Annotated in this window: 18 protein-coding genes; 5 read left to right on the top strand and 13 right to left on the bottom strand. The window is 70.9% G+C overall.

Features of this window, described 5'->3' with window-relative positions; all coding sequences use genetic code 11:
• From KJS59_RS19565 to KJS59_RS19515, 11 genes are all read right to left on the bottom strand, one after another.
• Nucleotides 1-188: hypothetical protein (locus KJS59_RS19565; protein ID WP_213454386.1), on the bottom strand; the 188-nt coding region annotated here is incomplete at its 3' end.
• On the bottom strand, nucleotides 185-481 hold the full coding sequence (locus KJS59_RS19560; RefSeq protein WP_213454385.1) for an acyl carrier protein: 297 nt from the start codon (nucleotides 479-481) through the stop codon (nucleotides 185-187). The genes KJS59_RS19560 and KJS59_RS19565, both read right to left, overlap by 4 nt.
• Before the next feature lie 16 nt (nucleotides 482-497).
• Complete coding sequence (locus KJS59_RS19555) at nucleotides 498-881, bottom strand: hypothetical protein (RefSeq protein ID WP_213454384.1); 384 nt, start codon at nucleotides 879-881, stop codon at nucleotides 498-500.
• A gap of 8 nt (nucleotides 882-889) precedes the next feature.
• Nucleotides 890-2572 carry a prenyltransferase/squalene oxidase repeat-containing protein gene (locus KJS59_RS19550; protein ID WP_213454383.1) on the bottom strand — a complete coding sequence of 561 codons (1683 nt, stop codon included), beginning with the start codon at nucleotides 2570-2572 and terminating at the stop codon, nucleotides 890-892.
• Complete coding sequence (locus KJS59_RS19545; protein WP_213454382.1) at nucleotides 2569-3873, bottom strand: phenylacetate--CoA ligase family protein; 1305 nt, start codon at nucleotides 3871-3873, stop codon at nucleotides 2569-2571. Before KJS59_RS19545 ends, KJS59_RS19550 begins: the two co-directional genes overlap by 4 nt.
• Before the next feature lie 80 nt (nucleotides 3874-3953).
• The gene (locus KJS59_RS19540; RefSeq protein WP_213454381.1) at nucleotides 3954-5249 is read right to left on the bottom strand and encodes a hypothetical protein; all 1296 of its coding nucleotides are present in this window, start codon (nucleotides 5247-5249) and stop codon (nucleotides 3954-3956) included.
• Complete coding sequence (locus KJS59_RS19535; RefSeq protein ID WP_213454380.1) at nucleotides 5246-6055, bottom strand: phenylacetate--CoA ligase family protein; 810 nt, start codon at nucleotides 6053-6055, stop codon at nucleotides 5246-5248. Before KJS59_RS19535 ends, KJS59_RS19540 begins: the two co-directional genes overlap by 4 nt.
• Before the next feature lie 39 nt (nucleotides 6056-6094).
• The gene (locus tag KJS59_RS19530; RefSeq protein WP_213454379.1) at nucleotides 6095-6370 is read right to left on the bottom strand and encodes a hypothetical protein; all 276 of its coding nucleotides are present in this window, start codon (nucleotides 6368-6370) and stop codon (nucleotides 6095-6097) included.
• Nucleotides 6367-7218: an ATP-grasp domain-containing protein gene (locus KJS59_RS19525; protein ID WP_249714454.1), complete on the bottom strand. Its 852-nt coding sequence runs from the start codon at nucleotides 7216-7218 to the stop codon at nucleotides 6367-6369. The genes KJS59_RS19530 and KJS59_RS19525 overlap by 4 nt, the downstream gene beginning before the upstream one ends.
• The gene (locus KJS59_RS19520) at nucleotides 7203-8057 is read right to left on the bottom strand and encodes an SDR family NAD(P)-dependent oxidoreductase (RefSeq protein ID WP_249714452.1); all 855 of its coding nucleotides are present in this window, start codon (nucleotides 8055-8057) and stop codon (nucleotides 7203-7205) included. The genes KJS59_RS19525 and KJS59_RS19520 overlap by 16 nt, the downstream gene beginning before the upstream one ends.
• A 312-nt stretch (nucleotides 8058-8369) precedes the next feature.
• Nucleotides 8370-11489, bottom strand: coding sequence for an AfsR/SARP family transcriptional regulator (locus tag KJS59_RS19515; protein ID WP_283775810.1), 3120 nt, complete (start codon nucleotides 11487-11489; stop codon nucleotides 8370-8372).
• Between the two features lie 741 nt (nucleotides 11490-12230).
• Here KJS59_RS19515 and KJS59_RS32440 point away from each other — a divergent pair.
• Nucleotides 12231-12629 carry a DUF6444 domain-containing protein gene (locus tag KJS59_RS32440; RefSeq protein ID WP_407073979.1) on the top strand — a complete coding sequence of 133 codons (399 nt, stop codon included), beginning with the start codon at nucleotides 12231-12233 and terminating at the stop codon, nucleotides 12627-12629.
• Here the strand turns inward: KJS59_RS32440 and KJS59_RS19510 are convergent.
• On the bottom strand, nucleotides 12528-13121 hold the full coding sequence (locus KJS59_RS19510; RefSeq protein ID WP_249714450.1) for a class I SAM-dependent methyltransferase: 594 nt from the start codon (nucleotides 13119-13121) through the stop codon (nucleotides 12528-12530). The genes KJS59_RS32440 and KJS59_RS19510 overlap by 102 nt on opposite strands.
• 330 nt (nucleotides 13122-13451) lie before the next feature.
• Between KJS59_RS19510 and KJS59_RS19505 the strand changes: the two genes are divergently transcribed.
• Both KJS59_RS19505 and KJS59_RS19500 read left to right on the top strand, forming a co-directional pair.
• Complete coding sequence (locus tag KJS59_RS19505; protein ID WP_213454375.1) at nucleotides 13452-13613, top strand: hypothetical protein; 162 nt, start codon at nucleotides 13452-13454, stop codon at nucleotides 13611-13613.
• Between the two features lie 71 nt (nucleotides 13614-13684).
• Nucleotides 13685-13996 carry a hypothetical protein gene (locus KJS59_RS19500; protein WP_213454374.1) on the top strand — a complete coding sequence of 104 codons (312 nt, stop codon included), beginning with the start codon at nucleotides 13685-13687 and terminating at the stop codon, nucleotides 13994-13996.
• Between the two features lie 310 nt (nucleotides 13997-14306).
• Here the strand turns inward: KJS59_RS19500 and KJS59_RS19495 are convergent, their stop codons facing one another.
• Nucleotides 14307-15512, bottom strand: coding sequence for a coiled-coil domain-containing protein (locus KJS59_RS19495; protein ID WP_213454373.1), 1206 nt, complete (start codon nucleotides 15510-15512; stop codon nucleotides 14307-14309).
• Between the two features lie 489 nt (nucleotides 15513-16001).
• Between KJS59_RS19495 and KJS59_RS19490 the strand changes: the two genes are divergently transcribed.
• Both KJS59_RS19490 and KJS59_RS19485 read left to right on the top strand, forming a co-directional pair.
• The gene (locus KJS59_RS19490; protein ID WP_213454372.1) at nucleotides 16002-17777 is read left to right on the top strand and encodes a LuxR C-terminal-related transcriptional regulator; all 1776 of its coding nucleotides are present in this window, start codon (nucleotides 16002-16004) and stop codon (nucleotides 17775-17777) included.
• 102 nt (nucleotides 17778-17879) lie between these two features.
• On the top strand, nucleotides 17880-20201 hold the full coding sequence (locus KJS59_RS19485; RefSeq protein WP_213454371.1) for an HNH endonuclease: 2322 nt from the start codon (nucleotides 17880-17882) through the stop codon (nucleotides 20199-20201).
• Nucleotides 20202-20233: the final 32 nt, after the last annotated feature.

The following is a 20233-nucleotide window of genomic DNA, read 5'->3' as shown; positions in this document are numbered from 1 at the left end:
CACAGGTGACCGTAGAGGTGCTGCGGCGGGGCGAACGTGAGCACCCGGTCCACCGCCGGGTCGTCGATCACCTGAGTAAGCAGTTCGACCTCGGCGCGTAACTGTTCTCGCGAGCGCAGCCAGACGCATGGCCGGCCGGATTGCCCGGAGGTGGCAAAGGGCGTCTCCGTCACCCCGATGGTGGTCACCCGGCACTCCCCAGCGACGCCCGGTCCTCCAACTGGTCGCGCACGAAGGTCGTCATCCGGTCGATAGTGGCGAACCAGTAGCGGACGTCCTGCGCGACGAAGTCCACTTCGATGCCGAAGGCGCTCTCGATTGCCACGATGCACTCCAAGGCGGTGAGGCTGTCGTAGCGGTCGCCCAGGGCGGTGGCCAGGTCCGTGTCGGGTGGCAGTCCGTCGACCGGGTCGCCGATGGTGCGCCGGAGGACCGCGCGGATCCGATCCTGGATCTCGTTGGTGCTGGTGCTGCTGTTCATCAGACCTCCCTTGGTGCTACATCCGGTCGGCCCGGGTCAGCCGGTCGGCACGCTGGACGAATACGTAGCGGGGCGGAGTCGGCCGGAACTCGACGTACAGGAAGGACACCGGGCCCAGCGTGGCGGCGATCTCCGCGGCCAGTTCCACCCGGAAGTCGTCGTCGCGCTCCGGTCCCAGACAGCAGGTGACCGCGGCGTACGGGAACGGCCCGTCGGCGGCGGGCAGCGCGTCCACCGGGAAGCCACCGCTGAACACGGTGCCCGGCGCGACCTCGGTGAACCGCACCACGACATGGGCCGGCGCCACGTTCCGCCGGGCGAACCAGCGAGTCAGCCGGGTCGCGACGGACCGGCGGACGGTGGCGCCCACCGCCGGGGCATCGATGATGATGGTCGGCATGGCGGGCTTTAGGACAGGACGAGCACGGGCGGCCGGAATGCCGGGTCGGCCACCCGGCGGCGCAGTAGCCGGTGCAGGCAGCGGGCCAGCGGATCGGTTCCGGCCGGGGCGAGTGGACTCCAGGCGACCGCATCGCCGCAAGCGGTCCGGGCCAGAAAGGCGGCCAGCGGCGCGGCGTCCACGGCGATACCGAACCGGTCGGCGGTGAGCACCGCTTCGTACGTGGACAGCAGGTCCGGCATCCGGTTGCCGCGCGCCGCCCAGCCACCTCCGGATACCCGGTGGGCGTCGAGGAGCGCGCTGACCCGACGCGGTTCGCGGTGGCCGGCCCAGGCCAGGATGCGGGCGGTCTGCAATCCTGGGCGCAAGCCGTCGGACGGTGGTTCGCCACCGACGTACGCGGCGACCCGTCCGGCGTCGACCATGCGCGTACCTGTCAATTCGGCGACGCCCACGGCGGCGGCCGTGGAAACCAGGTCCGAGCCGCGGCCGTGCCAGCAGCCGAATCCACCGTCCGGATTGTGCAGCCGCGTCAGCCACTCGCCGATCGCCGCGCCGGTGGCCGGATCTCCGGCGAACGCGCCCGCCGCGAGAGCCCACAGGGTGCACCGGATCTCCGCACCCCGGCCGGGCATGTACATGATGCCCCCCTCGTTCGGCAGCCGGCAGTGCTCCAGCCAGCGGCGCAGCCCCGCCGCGTCCCGTCCATCGCTGGCCAGCACGGTCGCCGCCACGGTCAACGCGTCGGCGGCGAGGGCCGGCTCGCGGTACGTGAAGCCGCCGCCGGCACAGCTCAGCTCGGCGATCCGCCGTTCGACCGCGTCGGCGGTTCCGGGTGGTAGCTCGCCGATCCACCGCAGGGCACCCACCGCGCAGAACGATGCCCACACGTCCGCCACCGGATAGCCGGACCAGCGGGTGAAACCGCCGCCGGGCAGGCGCCGCGCAGTGATCCAGCCGGTCGGGTCGATTGCCGGCCGGGCGCCGAGCAGGCCCAGGGCGGCGACCGCGCGGTAGGTGGCCCACATGCAGTCGGTGTCCGCGTCCGCGTCGAACCGGAAGGCACCGGTCGGCGACTGCCGGGCGCGCAGCCAGCGCAGCAGGGCCGCCACATTCCAGGGGGGAGGCACCGGATGCCGGGAGTGCAGTGCCCGCCAGGCGGCCAGACCGTAGTAGGCGGCCCGCACGTCGGCGTCACCCGCGACCGCGTGCTCCGGGGTCCAGGTCAGCCCGCCGTCGCGGGTCTGTAGCGCGCCCAGCCAGGACAACAACCGGTCGGCGTCGGGCACGTCGGCGGCACAGACCTCGACCATGGTACGGGTGGCGAAGTGGGTCGCCCACACCTCCGGCTGCTGGCCCGGGGTCATCGCGTACGCGTCCCCGGACCAGGAACTGTCGAGCCAGCGGGCGGTGCCGGCCAGGTCAGGCAGCGGCTGGTGCAGGTCGGCCAGGGTGGAGGTGCAGTAGAAGGTGGCCCAGGCGTCCGACGGCATGCCTCGGCTCCACGCGTAGCCGCCGTCCGGGTTACGGCGCCCGCGGATGAACTCGCTGGTGGACTCAAGTCCCGGCGTACGCCCGGCCCGGTCCAGCCAGGACAGGGTCCGCACGGCGGCGTAGGTGCACCACAGGTCCGGTTCGCCGGTCACCGGCAGGACGGCCAGGCGGTCCGGCGCGGGTGCGGTTGTGCTCACGATGCCTCCAGGATCCGGATGTTGGACCGTTTCCAGCTCTTCTGCGAACCGCCACTCTTGGTCGTGGCAGGCAGTGAGTTGAGGAAGAGCACCTCGGTACCGTCGAGGCCGGCCTGGTGGCGGAAGGCGTCGCGCACCGCGATGGCGCGCTCCGGTTCGGTGCTCCGGTTCGCGTCCACGTCGCGTTCCAGCAGCAGGCGGATCCGATCGGGTGCGGCCTCCAGGAGGTAACTCGTCGCGGTGGTCTCGCCGTAGACGATCTCCTCGACCAGATACGGGGTGAGGAGACTGTCCCGCACCCGCAGGCCGTCCGCCGCCCGGCCGAGCACGGTCACGTCGGGGGTGGCGGTGCCGCACGGGCAGCCGGTGGTGACCACCACGTCGTCGCCAGTGTCGTAGCGCAGCAACGGTCGGGCGTGCAGGTTGAGCGGCGTGACCACAAGCCGCCCGGTGCCGGGACCGGAGACCTCGACCAGACCCTGCGGGGTGAGCAGTTCGCAGTAATTGGCGGAGGTCAGCAGGTGCAGGCGGTCCTGTCGGCAGGTGGCGGCGAGCGTACCGGTCTCGGTGCTGCCGTAACTCGCGTTGTAGACGGTGGCGCCCCACCAGTGGCCCAGTCGTGCCCGCATGGCCGGCACGCTGACCTCGCCGAGCAGCATGATGGTGCGGACCGAGGCGGCCAACTCGGCCAGCAGCCCGCGCTGCTTGAACAGCCGGGTTACCTGCATCGCGACGCCCGGCGCGAGGAACAACGCGGTCGGCCGCAGCGTGGCCCACAGCCTGGCGAGCCGGTCCCAGTCGGAGATCCCGGTGGCGAACGGGTAGGCCCGTGCGTGTAGCAGGTCGAGATGCTCGCAGACGGCGGCGACCAGGTCGCCGACCGGGACGATGTCGGACGGCAGCAGGCTGAGTACCCGATCGTCCGCACGCAGCACGTCCTGCCAGGCGCACGCCACCGAGACGGTGTTCCAGATGATGTCGTCGGCCAGCCGCGGGGTCGGGGTGGTGGTTCCGGTGGTGCCGGTGGTCTCGTAATACTTGACGCTGTCCTCGATGCTGGCGGCGACGAAGCCCCACGGGTCACTCTTGAGCTGGTCCTTGCGGGTAACCGGGAGCGCGGCGAAGGCGTCGGGGGAATAGTCGCCGAGTTTCGCGTACGCCGAGGCACCCCGCGCCCGGGCCCACACTGCGGCGATCTTGTCGGTGTAGAAGTCCTTTCGGGGGACGGTGCCGCCCCGTTCCCGCAGTTCCCGGATGGCGGCCAGCACGGTGGCGAGCCGCTGTTCGGAATTGATGATCATGTGGAATCCCCCGTGTCCGGCTGAGCATGGAAAATGCATCCGACGTGCGAACCGTCGCCGAGGAACCGGACGTCCTGCGGTTAGTCCAGCAGGCCCTTGACGAACCCGCCGCTGAGGCCCGACCCAGTCACGAACATTCCCCAGTGCAGGAAACAGGTCGACGGATCATCCTCGACGGGGGCCGTATAGAAGCGCTCGGCCACCGATTCAGCCTTGCGCTGCACGATGTAGTCACCGGCATCGGCGCTGGCGACCAAGGCGTCCCACTCCGCCTGCGGTACCAGCCAGCCGGCCACGACGCCCTGCCCGGCGTGCCCGATGCTCGGCTTGAGCACACATTCGCCCCGGTGCCGCCGGACGAACTCGGCGAGCGAGCCGCCGTCCTCGGCCGGAGTCCGCGCGGCGCCGGTCATCGACCGGGTCCAGGGCAACACCCGGTCGATGACCTCGCGTTCGGCGGCGGTGAATCGGTCCCGGTGGGCCGGATCGCTGAGCATCGCCAGCGCCGCCTTGGTGCCGTACAGATCGGCGTTGAGCGGGGTGAACACGGTGACCGCCCCGGCCCGTACGGCGCGGTCCAGCACGTCGAGCCGCCGGCCCGCGGCAGGATCCTCGGCGGCGGTCTTGAGCAGGAATGTGCGGTAGACCACGTCGATCCGTTCGCCGTGCGCGGTCAGTCCTGCCGGGGTGAGGTCCAGGTCGGCCACCGTGCAGCTGAGCACCCGGAAACCCCGGTCGGCCATCAGGTCGACGAAGAGCGAAGCGTTCACCGCGATCGGCGAACTGACCCAGTCGACCAGCGCGACGGTCGGTCGGTCGGCGAGACTCAACCCGGCCAGCCCCGTGAGGGTGTCACCCATCCTGGCCAGCGGATCGACGTAGTACAACGTGTCTTCGGCGAAGTCGTGGAACGACGGGTCGCTGAGGGTGGCCCGGCACAGCTCACCGAACTCGAACGAGCCAAGTGAGCTGGACGTGTTGAACTCGACCAGGCGGAAGCCGTCCGGCGTACGCACCAGGTCGGCGCGGCCCAGCGGCACCGGCGGGCCGGAAAGGCGGCTCAGCGCGGCGGACGCACCGGGTTGGGTCCAGCCCAGGACCCGGGCGAACGCTGTCTCGTCACCGTCGAACAGCCGGTCCGGTAGCGCGTGCAAGGTGCGTAGCAGCAGGGTGAGGTCGTGGTCGAGGGTACGGGTCTGTACGGCGTCCAGAAACGCCGGCCGGGTCAGCAGCGGCCGGGTGAACCAGGACCGGAATCGCCGGTAGCCGGGCAGCCCGGTGTCCAGTGCCCGGCCCGCGCCCCGGTACGGGGCGAGGAAGGCCCGGGTCGGTGCGTTGTCGGCCGATCCGGACGCCACGATGGTGTCGGCCTTCATGACGCCATCCCCGCCAGGTCCTCGGCGCTCTCCCAGATCACCGGCAGCACCTTGTCGGTGTTTGGGTGGCGTGCCAGTTCGGTCACGTGCTCGACGACGATCGACTGTGGGCTGTGCCGGTCCACCACCTGGAGGTCCTCGTACCCGAGCACGATCTGCTCGCGTACCCGGGCGGCGTCGGCGTTCGGGCCGGTGTAGTGGATCCGCAAGCCGACCACCGCGGCCGGGACGACCGGGTCGCGGTAGAGCACCAGTTGCACGTCGTCAACGCCATGGAGGCTGGCCGCGTTGCCCAGAACGATGCTCACCCGGACCATGCCACCGCTGAGCTTGAAGCAGTCGTCGGCCCGGCCCAGCACCTCGAAGGTGTCCGGTTCCCCGCACGGGCAACCGGTGGCGGCGATCCGGTCACCAAGCCGCAACCGGCGAGCCGGGGTGGGCCAGCCGTCGCCGTACCGGGTCAGCAGGGCACCATCGTCGTCTGGTTCGAGGGACTGCCCGGGCAGTAGGTGCAGCGCGCCGAGGCGACACGCGGGACCGTTCGTGGCGATCACAAACGTCTCGATCGAGCCGTAGTTCCCCCAGAGACCGACATCGGGAAACGCGGCCCGGATGGCGTCTTGCCGAGCCTGGGTCATCGGTTCGCCGGACCAGAGGGCGGCGCGCACCGGCAGCCGCAGGCGGACCTGCCGCACCTCGTCGGCGAAGTGGGCCAGCACGTTCGGGGCGCCGGCGAGCGCGGTGACGCCCATGCCGACCAGCTCCGGCCCCCACTCCCGCACCTCCGCCGGGCTGAGCGCGCCCATCGGCGCGACGGTGGCCCGGCTGTGCAGGGCGAAGGCGTTTTAGAAGTACTGGGCGCCCCACATCTTGCCGACCGAGAACAGGTTGAGCACTACGTCACCCCGGCGTAACGGCTGCCACCGGGCGAACACCCGGGGCACCCCAAGGTCGGGCGCGATCGGGGTGAGCTTGGGGCGTCCGGTGGTGCCACCGCTGCACACCAGCAGACCGCCGTCACGGCGGGCGCGAGCGGCGGCGACCGCCTCCAGGTCCGAATGCGTCCACGGTGAGTCGTCGCCGCTTCCGGCCGACGGTGGGATCCCGATCTGCGAGGTCATGAGACAGCTCCCTGGCTCAGATGGCGGTCGTGACGTGCGGCGTACGCGCGGAACCGGCCGCCGACCAGCCGTTTGACCGCCTCGGGGTCGGCGAACAGACCGGTTACCGCGCCGTCCGCCTCAAGTTCGGAGAACCAGAGTTCACCGGAGGCGGTACGGAGCAGGTCGACACAGACGTATGGGAGATCGAATCGGCGGTGCACCAGCCCTACCAGGTCACGCACCGGCTGCTCGACCAGGTCGCGCACCCGCACCCGCCCACCGCGGCTGACGTTGGCCACGTGCGAATCCCCGCCGGGGATCCGGTCGTACGCGGCGACGATCTCACCCTCCACCGCGACCACCCGCAGATCGGCGGTGACCGTGCCGACCGACGGCTGCACCAGCATGCTCGCCGCGCTGCCGGAGGCCAGCCCGAGCACCGCGTCCAGGGTGGCCCGGTCGGGGCAGCGGACGCAGCCCAGACCCCGCCCCCAGGACACCGGCTTGACAAAGACCGGGAACCAGGTGTCCGGCACCAGCCGCTGGTAGTCCAGCCGGTCCAGGTCCCGACCGGCGTTCACCCGTACCGACGGGATGATCGGCACCGGGGAGCCGGCCAGTTCCCGGGCGGTGGCGAACTTGTCGTTGGTGACCACCGCCCGGTCCAGCGGGATGGCCAGCCAGAAGCCGAGGGATTGCAGGCAACGGGCGAGGCTGATCCCCCACCAGAGTGCGGCTTCGTGCACCGGCTCGGTGCGGGCGTCGTAGACCACGATGTCCCGGGCCGGGTGCAGCGGTTCGTCTCGCCAGTACGCGGTGTCACCGGCGATCAGCACGTGCTCCGGATCCGCTACCGCGAGGTCCATCCCCGCCTCGGCGGCGGCGCGGTGATAGACCGGCCAGAAGTCCTCCCACTCCCAGCGCCGGGCCTGCGGCGAGGAGCGGTCCGGGAACAGGTAGAGGATGCGCTTGGTGGCCACGGGTCAGCGCCCGAGCAGTGCGCCGCCGTTGACCCCGAGCACCTGCCCAGTGATCCAGGAGGCGTCCGGTGAGGCCGGAAGTGCACGGCGGCGGCGATGTCGTCCGGGGTGCCGGCCCGGCCGAGCAGGGTCTCCGCCACCAGTTGGTCGTGCCGGGCGGAGCGGCCCCGCTCGTTGAAGAACTCGGTGTCCTGCACGTAGCCGGGCACCACGGCGTTGACGGTGATGCCGTCGGCGCCGCCCTTACGCGCCATCCCGAAGCCCCAGCCCAGCAGCCCGGCCTTTGCCGCGGCGTAGGCGTCACCCCCGCCGCGGTGGGCGGCGATCGAACTGATGCTGATCACCCGGCCGCCAGGTCGACCCAACGCCGGCCACAGGGCGTCGGTGAGCATCATCGCGGACAGCAGGTTGGCCTCGATGGTCATCAAGTAGCCGGCGAACGCACCCTCGGCGCCGGGCCCGGGGTCGTCGATGAGGCCACCGGCGTTGTTGACCAGCACGTCGATCCGGGCTGCGCAGAGGCGCTTGGCGACCAGCAGCACCTCGGCTGGCACGCTCAGGTCCACCGGCACGGGAACCACGGCGGGATGCTCCGCGGCGACCTTTTCCAGTGGGCCGGGGCGGCGACCGAGCACGTAGACCTCGTCGCCGTCGGCGGCGAACCGGCCCGCGATCGCCCGCCCGATCCCGGTGCCCCCGCCGGTGACAACGACAACCCTCGACATCCGATCCCCTCCCGCCGACCGATGCTGACGCCGGGACCAGACTTGTGGTGAGCGCTTCCGAGAACCTTCCGCTCGACTTCCCCCGAGGTCGGCTCAGCCGCGAAAGGGCGGCTGCGGCAAGCGGTACGGCCGGTACGGGGCCCACAAAACCGGTCGCGGACCGCGAGGGTCAGCGACTCGGCGACCACATCGGCCAGGATCCCGGCGGGCACGTCGGCGGCTACGTGGTCTTCGGCTCCTTCCGGATGCCGATGATCGTCATCGCGGCGCCGAGCGCCCGTGACCGAGAGTCGATCAGGACGGTCCGCATGTTCACGCCGCCCCTTCGTCCGGTCGTAGGCCGACCCACGCCAGGTGGCCCCTATTCCGGAATTCTTCCAGTCGGCTTCCGCCGGCACCCGGGACGCGGCGGGTGCCCAGCTCCAACAGCTCGGCCGGCGGCGGTTCGCCGACCAGAGCGGGCAGCTCACCGGCCAGGCGCCGTACGGCGGCTGCGGCGTCGAGGTCGCCGGCCAGCCGCAGGACCTCGCCAAGGAGGCGGACGGCGGAGATCAGTACGTGATGCACCGGTTCGCACCTCAGGATGACGATCGACTCGAACAACCGGTCCAGACCCTCGGTCGTACGGCCCTCGGCGATGTCCAACGCGGCCTGCACGTAGAGCGCCTCGCCCGTGCCGAAGCCAAGGTTCATCTCGCTGAGCATGCGCCGCCCCTCGCCGATCATCCGGGGTGCCGCGGGATCCCGCATCCGGAGCAGGATCAATCCGAGCGTTAGACAGCTGAACGCCTCGTGCGGGCGGTCACCCAGCTCGTGGAGGATCGCCAACGCCGACTCGGCCGTCCGACGCGATTCTTCCAGTTGGTCGCGGTGCCGCAGCACGATCGCCAGGTAGCGCAGGGAGAGTGCCTCCTCCCGCCGGTTGTCGATGCGGCGGGCGAGGATCACGGCCCGCTGGAACGCCTCGGCCGCCTCACGCCAGTGGCTCAGCCCGTAACGAATCTCGCCCAGCTCTCGGGTGGCGCGGGTCTCGGCTACCCCATTGCCGGACGCGCGCGCCACCACGATGGCGTGGTCCACGAGGTCGAGCGCGGTCTCGTAATCGCCACCGGCCCGCCGCGCGGCGGCGTGGACGATGTGCGCCTCCGCCTCGATCGCCTTCTGTCCGATCTCCTGCAGGATCCGGACCGCGCGTTCCACCAGCGCAACGCAGGCCGCCCGGTCCCCGCGGATCAAGCGCAGCCGGGCCAGGCGCATCAGGGTGATCGCCGTGCCGACCTCGTCGCCCTGCACGGCGCATGCGTCCAACGCCCGGCTGCTCACCGACTCCCAGTCGGCGTACCGGTGGCGCAGTTCCAGGAACTCCGTCATGCTCTCGGCCAGAGCCCAGGCCAGAGGGCTGAGCCCGCACCGGTGGGCCTGTGCCACCCCGGTCACCAGCGCCGCCCGTTCGGATTCGAACCAGGCCAGCGGATCGGTGAGCAGTTCGTCGACATAGGCGGGGTCGAAGGGGTCGTGGCAGGCGGCGTTCGCGAACGACCGAGGTGACCAGCCCCGGGACCGGGTGCCGTGGAAACGCTCATCAGCCTCGGCTGCCAGGGTGAGCCAGGCGCCGAGTGCCCGGGATATCGCGCGGTGGCGCTGTTCCTCGGACAGATCCTTCTCGGCCCGCTCGCGGGCGTACAGGCGGACCAGATCGTGATAGCGGTAGCGGGTCTGGCCGGTGATGTCGCATCCCGTGACGTCGAGCAGTTGGGCGTTCACCAGTTCCTCGATGACGTCTTCGGCCTCCTCCACCGGCACGCCGAGCAGCGATGCGGCCACCCAGGCCGCGAAGTCGGGGGTGTCGAGCAGCCCGAGGAGGCTGAACGTCATCTTCTCCGCCGCGCCCAGTCCCTGGTAGCCGAGCGCCAGGCTGGCACGCACCTCCAGGTCGCCGACCACCAGCACGTCGAGACGGCGGCGCTGGTCGGCCAGGCGCCGGGCGAACCGGGTCAGGTCCGTGCGTCCGTGCTGGGCGATGCGGGCGGCGGCGATCCGTACCGCCAACGGCAGGTAACCGCAGAGTTCGGCGATGCGCCGTACGGTACGCCGGTCATCGCCGAGTCGCTGCGCGCCGGCGATACGCGTCAGCAGCGCGACCGACTCGGTGGCCGTGAAGACGTCCAGGTTGTGGAGGTCGGCCCCCTCCAAGCCGACCAGGCGGGGCCGGCTGGTCACCAGCACCGCGCAGGTGGGTGAGCCGGGCAGCAGCGTCCGGATCTGGGCTTCGTCCGCCGCGTCGTCGAGCACGATGAGTATCCGGCGGGTGGCCAGCCGGCTACGGTACATCTCGGCGCACTCGTCCACCGTGACCGGGATCGTCCGCTCCTCGACGCCGAGTGCCCGCAGGAACCGTTGCAAGGCGGCCAGCGGTTCGAGCGGGCGCGCACTCGAACCGTGCAGTCGGAGGTAGAGCTGGCCATCGGGGTACGCCTCGACGACCTTGCGCGCCGCTCGTACCGCGAGGGTGGTCTTGCCGACCCCGCCCTTGCCGCTGACCGCCACGATCACCAGCGCCTCGCCGCCACCGGCGGAGAGTTGCTGGCAGATTCGATCAAGCGTATCGGCCCGGCCGGTGAAGTCGGCGATCGACGGCGGCAGTTGGGCCGGGGAGGCCGGCGCCGCGAGGGAACGCCCGGCCGAACCAGCCTGGTTCAGCGCCGGGTCACCGACCAGGATGGCCTCATGCAACGCCTGTAGTTCCGGACTGGGGTCCAGGCCCAACTCCTCGGCCAGGTGGGTACGCGCCTCGTGGTAGGCGGCTAATGCCTCACCGACCCGCCCGGACCGGTAGAGGGCGAGCATCAGGTGCCGTCGCAGCTTCTCGTTGAGCGGGTGCTGGGCCAGCATGGACTGCAACTCGCCGATCACCTCGGCGTGCCGACCCCGCACCAGCTCAATCTCGATCTTGTCGAGCGTGGCGGCCAGCCGCCGTTCGGCGAGCGCACCGGCCTCCGCGTGGATCAGGTACTCGGTGGTGTTGGCGATCGGGGCGCCCCGCCACAGGGCCAGCGCGGAGGCGATTTCCCCAGCCGCTTCGGCGGGCCTCCCGGCGTCCAGCGCCGCCCGGGCGGCGCGCACACCGCCGTTGAAAGCATGCAGGTCGAGCACGTTCTGTTCGAGTTTGATCTGATATCCCGCGCCGTGTCGGATGATGCACTCGGGGCCGAGTTTCGCGCGTAACTGGGAAACGTACTTGTGCAGCTGCGCGACGGCGGTGGGGGGTGGCCGCTCGCCCCAGAGAACGGCGACCAGGCGCTCGATCCGGACGACCTGGTTGGCCTGTAGGAGCAGAGCAGCCAACATCGCCCGCACCTTACGACCGTTTAGCTCAACCTCACGACCGTTCCGCCACGCCTCGACAGGGCCGAGCACACAAAATTTAAGCATCACTCCCGCGCTCTCGAGACACACATTACTCATTGATATACCAGCATTACGCGCGCCGCGGCCCGATGCGCCACCGCCGGCACGAGCGGCGACCGACATCTACGGTAGTAGATGCTATATCCACACCTTCGAGTGCACGAGGGAGCGAGAACGCCTCGGCCAAGGTGTGTCGCACCATCAGTCGTGGCCGAACATGCTGCTTACCACAGTCTTGGCGGCAGCGTGGCCACGCTGCCGGTCAGCACTCGGTCAATGGCGTACGCGGCACCGGCGCAGACCCGGTCCGGGCCGTACGGCTCGCTCCAGGTCGGATACACCAGCCAGATCGTGGCTGGCCTCCCCGTCGCGGGGAATTGATCGATCGTAGGTGATCAGGAAAAGCTGCACCTGGCCTGCAAAGATGCGATTGACCGACGCCGTCGGGCTCGACTGGCTCGGCTAACATCAGCAGCATCTGCTCGACATCCGAATTGGTCGCGTAGTCCTCGTGGACGGCGAAATACCACCTGGCTGGACCATACTCGCCGAACGTCACGAACAGCGACGTTTCGCGCGCGCGGGCGTTCGGCTTCGGTCTCGCCGCTCCAGATCCGATCAAGCTCCGCGCCCCAGGCTCCTCTCCCCCAGCGCCGTCGCCGACGAGAAACGACCATGAACGGGCTGGTCGTTGTCGCGTGACTGATCAGGCGTTCGTTGGGGGTTGGCTTGGCCTGGTCCGTCCGGGCTGGGTCACGGCGGGGTGTGTCCGGAACGTCGTCCACGGTGGAGTTGCTTGACCGGCATGCTCGTTTGGCGGCGCGGACCGTTGAGCTGGCGCGGGATGACGCCGGGTTGCGCCGGGCGAACGCGGTGCTGCGTGCGGAGAATGCGGATGTGCGGGCCTGGCCCGGGCAGGATTCGTCGAACTCGTCGCGGCCGCCGTGGTCGGACGGGTGGGTCAAGCCCGCACTGAAGTCGTTACGTGAGCGATCCGGTCGGCGGCCGGGCGGGCAGCCCGGCCATGAAGGTAGTTCGGCTCGCAGACATCGCCGGCTCGGTTCAGGCCCTGCTGACAAGCAGATAGCGTTCGTCGCGGATGGGACCACCCCACAGGGTCGGATCGTCCAGTCGGGCCACGACCGCCTCACGCCTGTGTCGTAGCACCAGGTCCGTCGCCTGCCCTGCGGCCAGACCGCCGCCGGTCCACCAGCGGCCTTCCACGAGCACCAGCCGACCGTCGGGCTTCAACAGCTCCACCCAGCGTTGCAGCGCGGCGTCGGGGTCGGGCAGCGCCCAGAGCACGTGCCGCACCAGCACGACGTCGAAGGTCCCGGCCGGCCACGGTGGCGTCGCCGCGTCACCCACGTCGAACTCTGCCGGCACTCCCGCTGCTGCGGCCTTAGCCCGCGCCACCTCGACCATCCGGGGCGCGAGGTCCACGCCCGAGACGCGATGCCCGGCCTGCGCGAGCAGCACAGCCAGGCTGCCAGTGCCACTACCCAGATCGGCGACGCGGGCACAGGCGGTCGGCATCAGCGGCAACAGCAGCCGCGTCCAGGCCGCCCGGACGGTGGGGTCGGCCAATCCGTGGTCCGGTTCGGCGTCGAACCCTGCCGCCTGACCGTCCCAGTACGCTGCGACATCCACGCTCATGCCGCGCATCATGCCGTCTCTGGCAAGCGACCAGTGGCACCACGGGACGTACTGCCAGCATCCGCCCACAATGGGCGCAATCGGGCGTGGTTATCGCACCGACCAGGTCCGCATCTTGTCGATCATCCCGAAGAAGGCCAGCCTCCGAGTCGAGGTCGCCTTCCTGGATAACCCCGATGGCCGGGTGGCCACCGTGCCCGGGTCCCGGCCGCGGGTGCCCTGGGCCGAAGTGGCAGCCTTCGACGCACGAATGGCCGACTGGCACCCGCGCCACGCGGAAGCGCGGGCACGAGGATGGGTGCCGGACAGTCCAGCTGCCAGAGAGGTGTCATGACGATGCAGGACGACGGCGTGGACTGTCGCGTACGGCGCATGCAGCCGACTCCGTTCGCGCTGGCGATCTTTTTCACGCTGGCTTTCGGTACGGCGATTGCCATCGTACATTCCCGCGTGGCACTGCTGTTCAACCTCATCGGTCTGGTCAACGCCTGATATGGCTCTATATCGCCAGACCGGCAGCGTCGGTGACGGTGCGGCGGGGCACGCTCGTGATAAGCAATCCGATGGTGAAGTACCTGGTTCCGCGAGGATGCGTGGTTTCGATCGAGTCGGTCGATACGATCGGCGTGAGGGTGCGAGTGAAGGGAGACAAACTGATCTGGGTAGGCGCCCTGTCACCGGGCCTGTTCCGATGGAGTAACCCGTCGGGTCGGGAACTCCTGAGGCGTGCCGACCGCCTGGGCGATGCCGTATTCGCAGCCCCCGCCCCGGCCGACATTCGGGAGGCGGAAACCCGGTACCGTTGGGTCAACCTGCTCGGTATCTGCATCGGTGCGATCGGCCTCGGATTGCTCTACTTCGCGAAAGCGGCTTAACTGACGTGTCGTAGGACTGTCCAGCGGCCTTTCACCAGCGCGAACCCGCGTTCGCCGGGTGCACGCTAGCCGGAGTCGGCCAGGATCGGCAGATGCGGTTGGGTAGCGGCCCAGCAGGCGGCGGCCAGGATCTGCTGCTGGGCGCAGGACATGTCGTGGGCGGCTCGACGGAGGTCCGGCGAACGCGCCGTGCCCCGAACCGTGTCGATAGGCGGCCTTGATCTCCCAGCTTCGAGTCTTCCGCGCGTGGGCCTCGCTTCGGTCGAAGGCGGCGGTTGTGGTTCGAGGGCAGCGCTCTGCCCTGGTGACCTCAGGCGTCGGTGCGATCTGGCGCTGGCGCCATCGCCGGGGGAAACGCGCGCTGCACCGGTGATGGTGCCTCTCGCGGCGCGGGTGCGGCAACCGTGGCCGGCGGCGGTGCGTCGGCGTCGCCGGCCGCCGCGGTGTCCGCCTCCTCGGCGGCCGCGGCCCGGACGGCGACCATCTTGAACTCGCCGGTCTGCTCGCCGATGGCCGCGGCCGCCATCACCGCCGCCGCGGCGCGGTCGGCCACGCGCTTGGCCTCGCGTTGCATGCGGGCCCGGGCCTCGACGGTCTGCTGCTCGACCTGTTCCGCGGCGCGGCGCGCCGACTCCAGCCGCTCGATCTCCGCCGTCAGGTGCTGCCGCGTCGCCTCCAGGCGTTGCGTCACCTGTGCAAGATCCCGCTCCGCCGCGCCGGCCTCCTGGCGGGTCTGGGTCAGCTGCTGCTGCGCGTTCTCCAACGCCGCCCGTACCTGGGTCAGGGCCTGCTGCCGGGCCTCGATCTCCTTCTGCACCGCGGCGAGCCGCTGCTGGTGTGCCGCGTCCTGCTCCTCCGCGCGCTGCCGCAGCTCGGTCGCGTACTGCTCGGCCGACGCCCGGGCACTTGCCACCTCGGCCTCGGCCGCCGAGCGCAGGTCGGCCACCTCCGCCTCGGCGGCCGAGCGGAGGCCGGCGATCTCCTGCCGGGTCTGCTCGATCGCCGCGTCCATCCGCGACCGGGCCTCCGCCTCCGCCTGCTCGATCCGCTGCGCGTTCTCCTCCGCGAGCCGCTGCGCCCCCTGCTCGGCCCGCTGCCGCGCCGCCTCGCCCTCCGCGCGCAGCACCTCGGCGTGCTCGCGGGACGAGGCGAGGGCCCGCTCGGCCTCAGCGCGCAGCTCCTCCGCCCGCTCGCCGGCCGCCTCGACGATCGCGGCGCCCTGCTTCTCCGACAGCGCCAGGATCTCGTCGACCATCGTGCCCAGGTGGCGGAACGACGCGCGGTCCAGCCGCGGCGGCCGCTCCCGCAGCTCCGTCAGCTCCGCGTGCAGCTGCTCGAGGCCGGCGTTCAGGTTACGGATGTGCGCGTGTGCCTGCTCGCGATCCGCCGTTAACCGGGTGATATGGGCGGCCGCCCCGGCCACGTGGCGGTCGACCTGGCGCCGCTCGTAGCCGCGCATGGCCGAGTCGAACCTCGGCGCCGCGATGTCGGTGTCGGTTCGGTCAACTTCGGACATGCGTCATCCTCCACTCGACAAGATCGCGCGGGACTATACCCGTTGATCCGCGTCGACGGAGCCGGCCGGCAGGAGGAGGTTGACGTCGCCGAACTCGTGCCGAAGATAGCCGGCCGTCAGCGCGGCCTCGTATGCACGGACAACCAGCCCGGTGCCGGGCCACGGCGGCAAGCAGGTCGTGGTGCGCGGCGTTTGCTGCAAGCGACGCGCCGCCGGTACGGCCGGAGACGGCGGGCTCGGCTGGGCCGGGGACGGCAGAGGCGGGTGGGTGACCGGGGCGTGGCTGAACGCCGCCGGTCCCACCGGGGACGGACGGGCCTGATGCCCGCCACGTCGTCGGCCAGGTCGGTGCGGTTGATCGCCCGGGCGACCACGTCGCCGTGTGTCAACTCCGTCGGTGCCGTGACACCGTCCGGCAGGGTCAGTCTGCGGGCATCCGTGCTTGCCACGGATCGGGTACGGAATCATGTGCGGGGTGGGTCCGCTTCCGTGGGGGAGATCTCGGCCAGGGAGGCCGAGGTGCTCGCGGCTGTCGGCGAGCACCTGACGAACGCGCAGATCGCCGGCCGACTGCACATCTCGGCCCGCACGGTGGAGAGCCATGTGTCGGCGCTGCTGCGCAAGTGCGGCGCGAGCGACCGCCGCCAGTTGGCCGCGCTCGCCGCCGAGGCGGCCGAACTCGGGGCGCGGGCCGACGACGCGGTGCTGCCGGAGGCCCGGACCAGTTTCGTCGGCCGCGCCGAGGAACTCGAGGTGGTGCGGACGGCGTTGGGCACCAGCCGGTTGGTGAGCCTCACCGGGCCGGGCGGGGTGGGTAAGACCCGGCTCGCCGTCACGGCGGCCGCCGCGGTGGCCCCGCGGTTCCCGGTCGGCGTGGTGTACCTCGACCTCGTGCCGGTTCCGCCCGGGCAGGTGGTGGCCGCCGCGGCCAACGCGCTCGGCGTCACCGAACGCCCGCCGCGGCCGCTGCTCGACAGCGTGGCCGACCGGGTGCGCGGACGGGCGATGCTGCTCGTGCTGGACAACTGCGAGCACGTGCTCGACGAGGTCGGCGGGCTTGTCGAGGCCCTGTTGCGCGCGGGCGGGCGGCTGCGGATCCTCGCGACCAGCCGGGAGCGGCTCGGCGTCACGGGCGAGGAATCACACCCGGTGCCGCCGCTGCCGCTCGGCTCGGCCGCCGAGACCCTGTTCCTCGACCGTGCGGCGGTGCTCGCCACCGCTCGGGCCTGGCAGGCCGGGGCCGACCCGGCCGCCGCCATCGAGGCCGCGCACGACGCGGGCGATCCGACGCTGCTGCAGGGCGCCCTGGACAGCGCCAACTCGGCCGCCGCGCGTCAGGGCCGGCTCCGCGAGGCCTACCGCATCGCCCGCGAGCGGCTAGACCTGCTGCCCATGCTCACCAAACACCGGCCGGCCGACGGCATCGAGATGTTCGACTTGTTCCACTCCGTCTCGCTGTGCGCGCTGGCGGTGGGTGACCTGCCGGGGGCACTGGCCACCGCCGCCCGTGCCACCGAACAGGATCCGGTCAACGGCGACTACCCGTTCGTGTCGCTCCTCAAGTACCTGGCGCCGCTCACGCTGTCCGGCCGCTTCGACGAGGCCATCGAACTGGGCGAGCGGGCGTTCGCCGAGTGGCGCGCCGCGGGCGCTCCACTCCTGGCGTGGCTCGCGCCGTCGGTGCAGGTGCTGGAGCTGGCGACCGGTCTACGCGGCGACCACGGGCTCTGGCGGGCACGCACGCTGGAGTTCGCCGGCCATACCGATCCACGCCCGTGGCGCCTCGCGGCCACCACGGCCTTCGTGGAGGCCAGGCTGGCCATCCACACCGGACACCTGACCAACGCGGACCGCCTGGTGCGCAACGCGTTCCAGGAGTTCACACCACCGTGGTACCGGGCGTACGCGAACGCGGCGGGCGCGGAGTTGGCGGTGCTCGCCCACCTGCCTGACGCGGGGAGACGGCTCGAACAGGCTGAACACACGGCCGAGGAGAACGACTGGGCGGCCGCGTGCGTCGCACGGGCGCGGGGCAGATTCACCAGCGACGCTGCCGCTTTCCGCGGTCCCTGGAGATCTCCGCGACCGGGGCATCGATGCGGACACCCACAGCGCCACGGCCAAGTACCTCAACAGCCGATGACACCAACTCACCAACGACGACCGCCTCCACCACCGGCGAGTGCTCGCCGTGCTGCGCTACCTGAACGCGGCGCGCTGAGCACGTCGTGGGGCATGCCCTGGCCAATCGCGGTGGGCGGCTGAGCGGCGGGCGGGATCACGATGCCCACGGGTGCAGGCGGAAGTGCCCGTATGGCTGTCCCTCGCGAGGTTCCGCTGGTAACGGGTCGTCGTTAGCCTGGCCCGATGACGGCGGCCGTGCAGCGGGTTTCCCTGCGGGATTCCCCTGAGCGCCGTCAACGCATCGCTTCCCACGGCGGGCAACCCACGAGCGACGACAGCGCCGCATTACGGGCGAACCACCGCAGCATGCTGTTGCTCCAACGCGCCGCGGGCAACCAGGCAGTCTCCCGTCTCATCGGCCGGGCCGCTGTCCAGCGGGCGTGCGGCTCCGGGTGCACCGACTGTGCGCCGTGCCGGGCGAACAACGAGGACGAGCTGTCATCGAGCGACGGCACCGTCCAACGCCAGCCGTCCGCAGAGGGCGAGCCGGACCTGGTACGCGAGTTGGCGCGGCACATCGACGCGGCCAACGTCGACGCCGGCCAAGACAGCGACCGCTACCTGCGGGCCAGTGGAAGCCGGGAGTCGCTGCTGCTGAGGGTGCGGCCGCATCCCCGGTTCGAGACCCCGGACCAGCTCGACGAGTTCGTCCGCTCTGCACGTCACCTCGCCACCACCGAACTGGACACGCTGAACGCCCTCGGCGGGCCGGCGGGCGCTGAACTCGCCCTCATGACGACGCCGAAGGGTTTCCCGCTCACCTGGGGTGGCCGAATCGGGGCCGCCCTCAGCCTGGGCGCCGATCCGGCCGCGATCCTCGCCGAGGCGATGGCGATGAGCGCCGCGCTCACCGCGCAGGCCGCCCAGCTCCCACCGGACATCGCGGCCAAGGGCGTCCCCATTCCGCTTGCCGAGTTGGCCGCCCTCAGCACCATCGAGCTCCGCTACGCCCATCTTCGGGCACCGGCCGGCAACAGCGTCGGCGATTTCGCCCGCGCCACCGCCCGCTACGCCCAATTCCGGTATGTCGCCGCCTTTGCCTTCACGTGGGAGAAACTCGCGGGCGAGGTCCGCCAGGCCGTCGACGACGGCAGCTACGTCCCGAACGCGACCGATTATGACGACTTCGTACGCAACCGCCAGCGGATCCTCCGCGACCTACCCGCCCTGGCCCGTGAGCGTGCCGCGGCGTCCGAAGAAGACCTGCACCGGATCGAAGGCGAATCGATCGGACTCCAGACCGCGGCCCTGCTCACCGGGATGGCCGGTGGGTTGTCCGCCGGTCTCAGCGTCCTCGATGCCTGGGACGAGGGCGTCGCCCTGTTTACCACGGCGATCCGGACCGCGGACGGCATAGTCGCCGCAGGCAGCGACGGCGACCGGTTCGCCATGGCGCTGCGGTGGCTGTGGGAGGCCGGCTACGCCGGGGCGGCCGCGGGCGAGATGATCGACGGTCTGATCGCCAACGGTCCGGATCTGCTGCTGTCGCTCGGCGCCATGGTGATCGCGCAAATGATCCCGGGTGTGAACGTCGCGCTCGATGTCTACCTGATGTACAAGACGGGCAGGGACATCCTCCAGCAGTTGACCGAGCTGGGGCTGGCCGTGTCCGAGGTGTTCGCCGCACGGTCGGTCCTGGAGATGCAGCGCGCGTCGGGCCGGCTCGCCCGCATTCTCACCTCCGGCGGAATCGAGATCATCACCACGCTGGTCACCGAGGGCATCGCCGCGGGCGCCAAAGCGCTACGGACGCGGGCCGACCGGATCGCCAAGGCGGAGGGAATCAGCGAGCAGGAAGCCATCAAGAAGGCCATGCGGGAGTCCCCGGCCGGCGAACGTGCCGCGCTCGAGAAGACAGCGGACCTGTCGTCCCAAAAACTCGCGAGCCGCCCCGGGGCACTCCGCCGCGAATTCGACACCGCCCGGGCCGCCAACACGCTCCGCACGCTGAACGACGAGGTGTACGAAGCGGAAATCATCCTCGGCAACGGGCACGTCTGGCGCAAGCAACGCGGCAACAACCGCTGGTGCCGCTTCTCGTCCGACCCACTGTGCTTCATCTTCGGCGACAAACCCGGCGCCAACATCGAGGTCTTCCCCGCCCCACGCAAGGCGAAACAGGGCTTCTGGAGCGGCACCCCCGGCAATTCGGAGTTCACCCCCAACGACCCCGTCGCGTTGCGCCGCGCCGACTACCGGCCCATCGTCTACCGCAACGGCTACCCCGACCTGGCCCCCTTCGCCGTGGACACCGCCATCCTTCCGCGTAACCAGTTGGCCATCAAAGACCGTGACCTCCACAACCAGCTGGCCGACCGGGCCCTGGCCCGCACCCGGGGCTGGCTCCTCCCCACCGGTGAGCCCGACGTGGCCAGGGCCTACGCCTACCGCCGTAACCCCGCCGACCCCCTCATCTGGCATCACGTGGAAGGCGACAACATCCTCCAACTCGTTCCCGAGTCCATCCACCGGGCCGCCCAACACGCAGGCGGCTTCTCCGAATAGCCGGGCGCCCGGCCGCACACGGGCTCCACAAC

Source organism: Rhizomonospora bruguierae, from assembly GCF_018397995.1.
GTDB lineage: Bacteria > Actinomycetota > Actinomycetes > Mycobacteriales > Micromonosporaceae > Rhizomonospora > Rhizomonospora bruguierae.
Note: the sequence above shows the minus strand (reverse complement) of the source record. Positions and strands in the feature narration are given on the sequence as shown.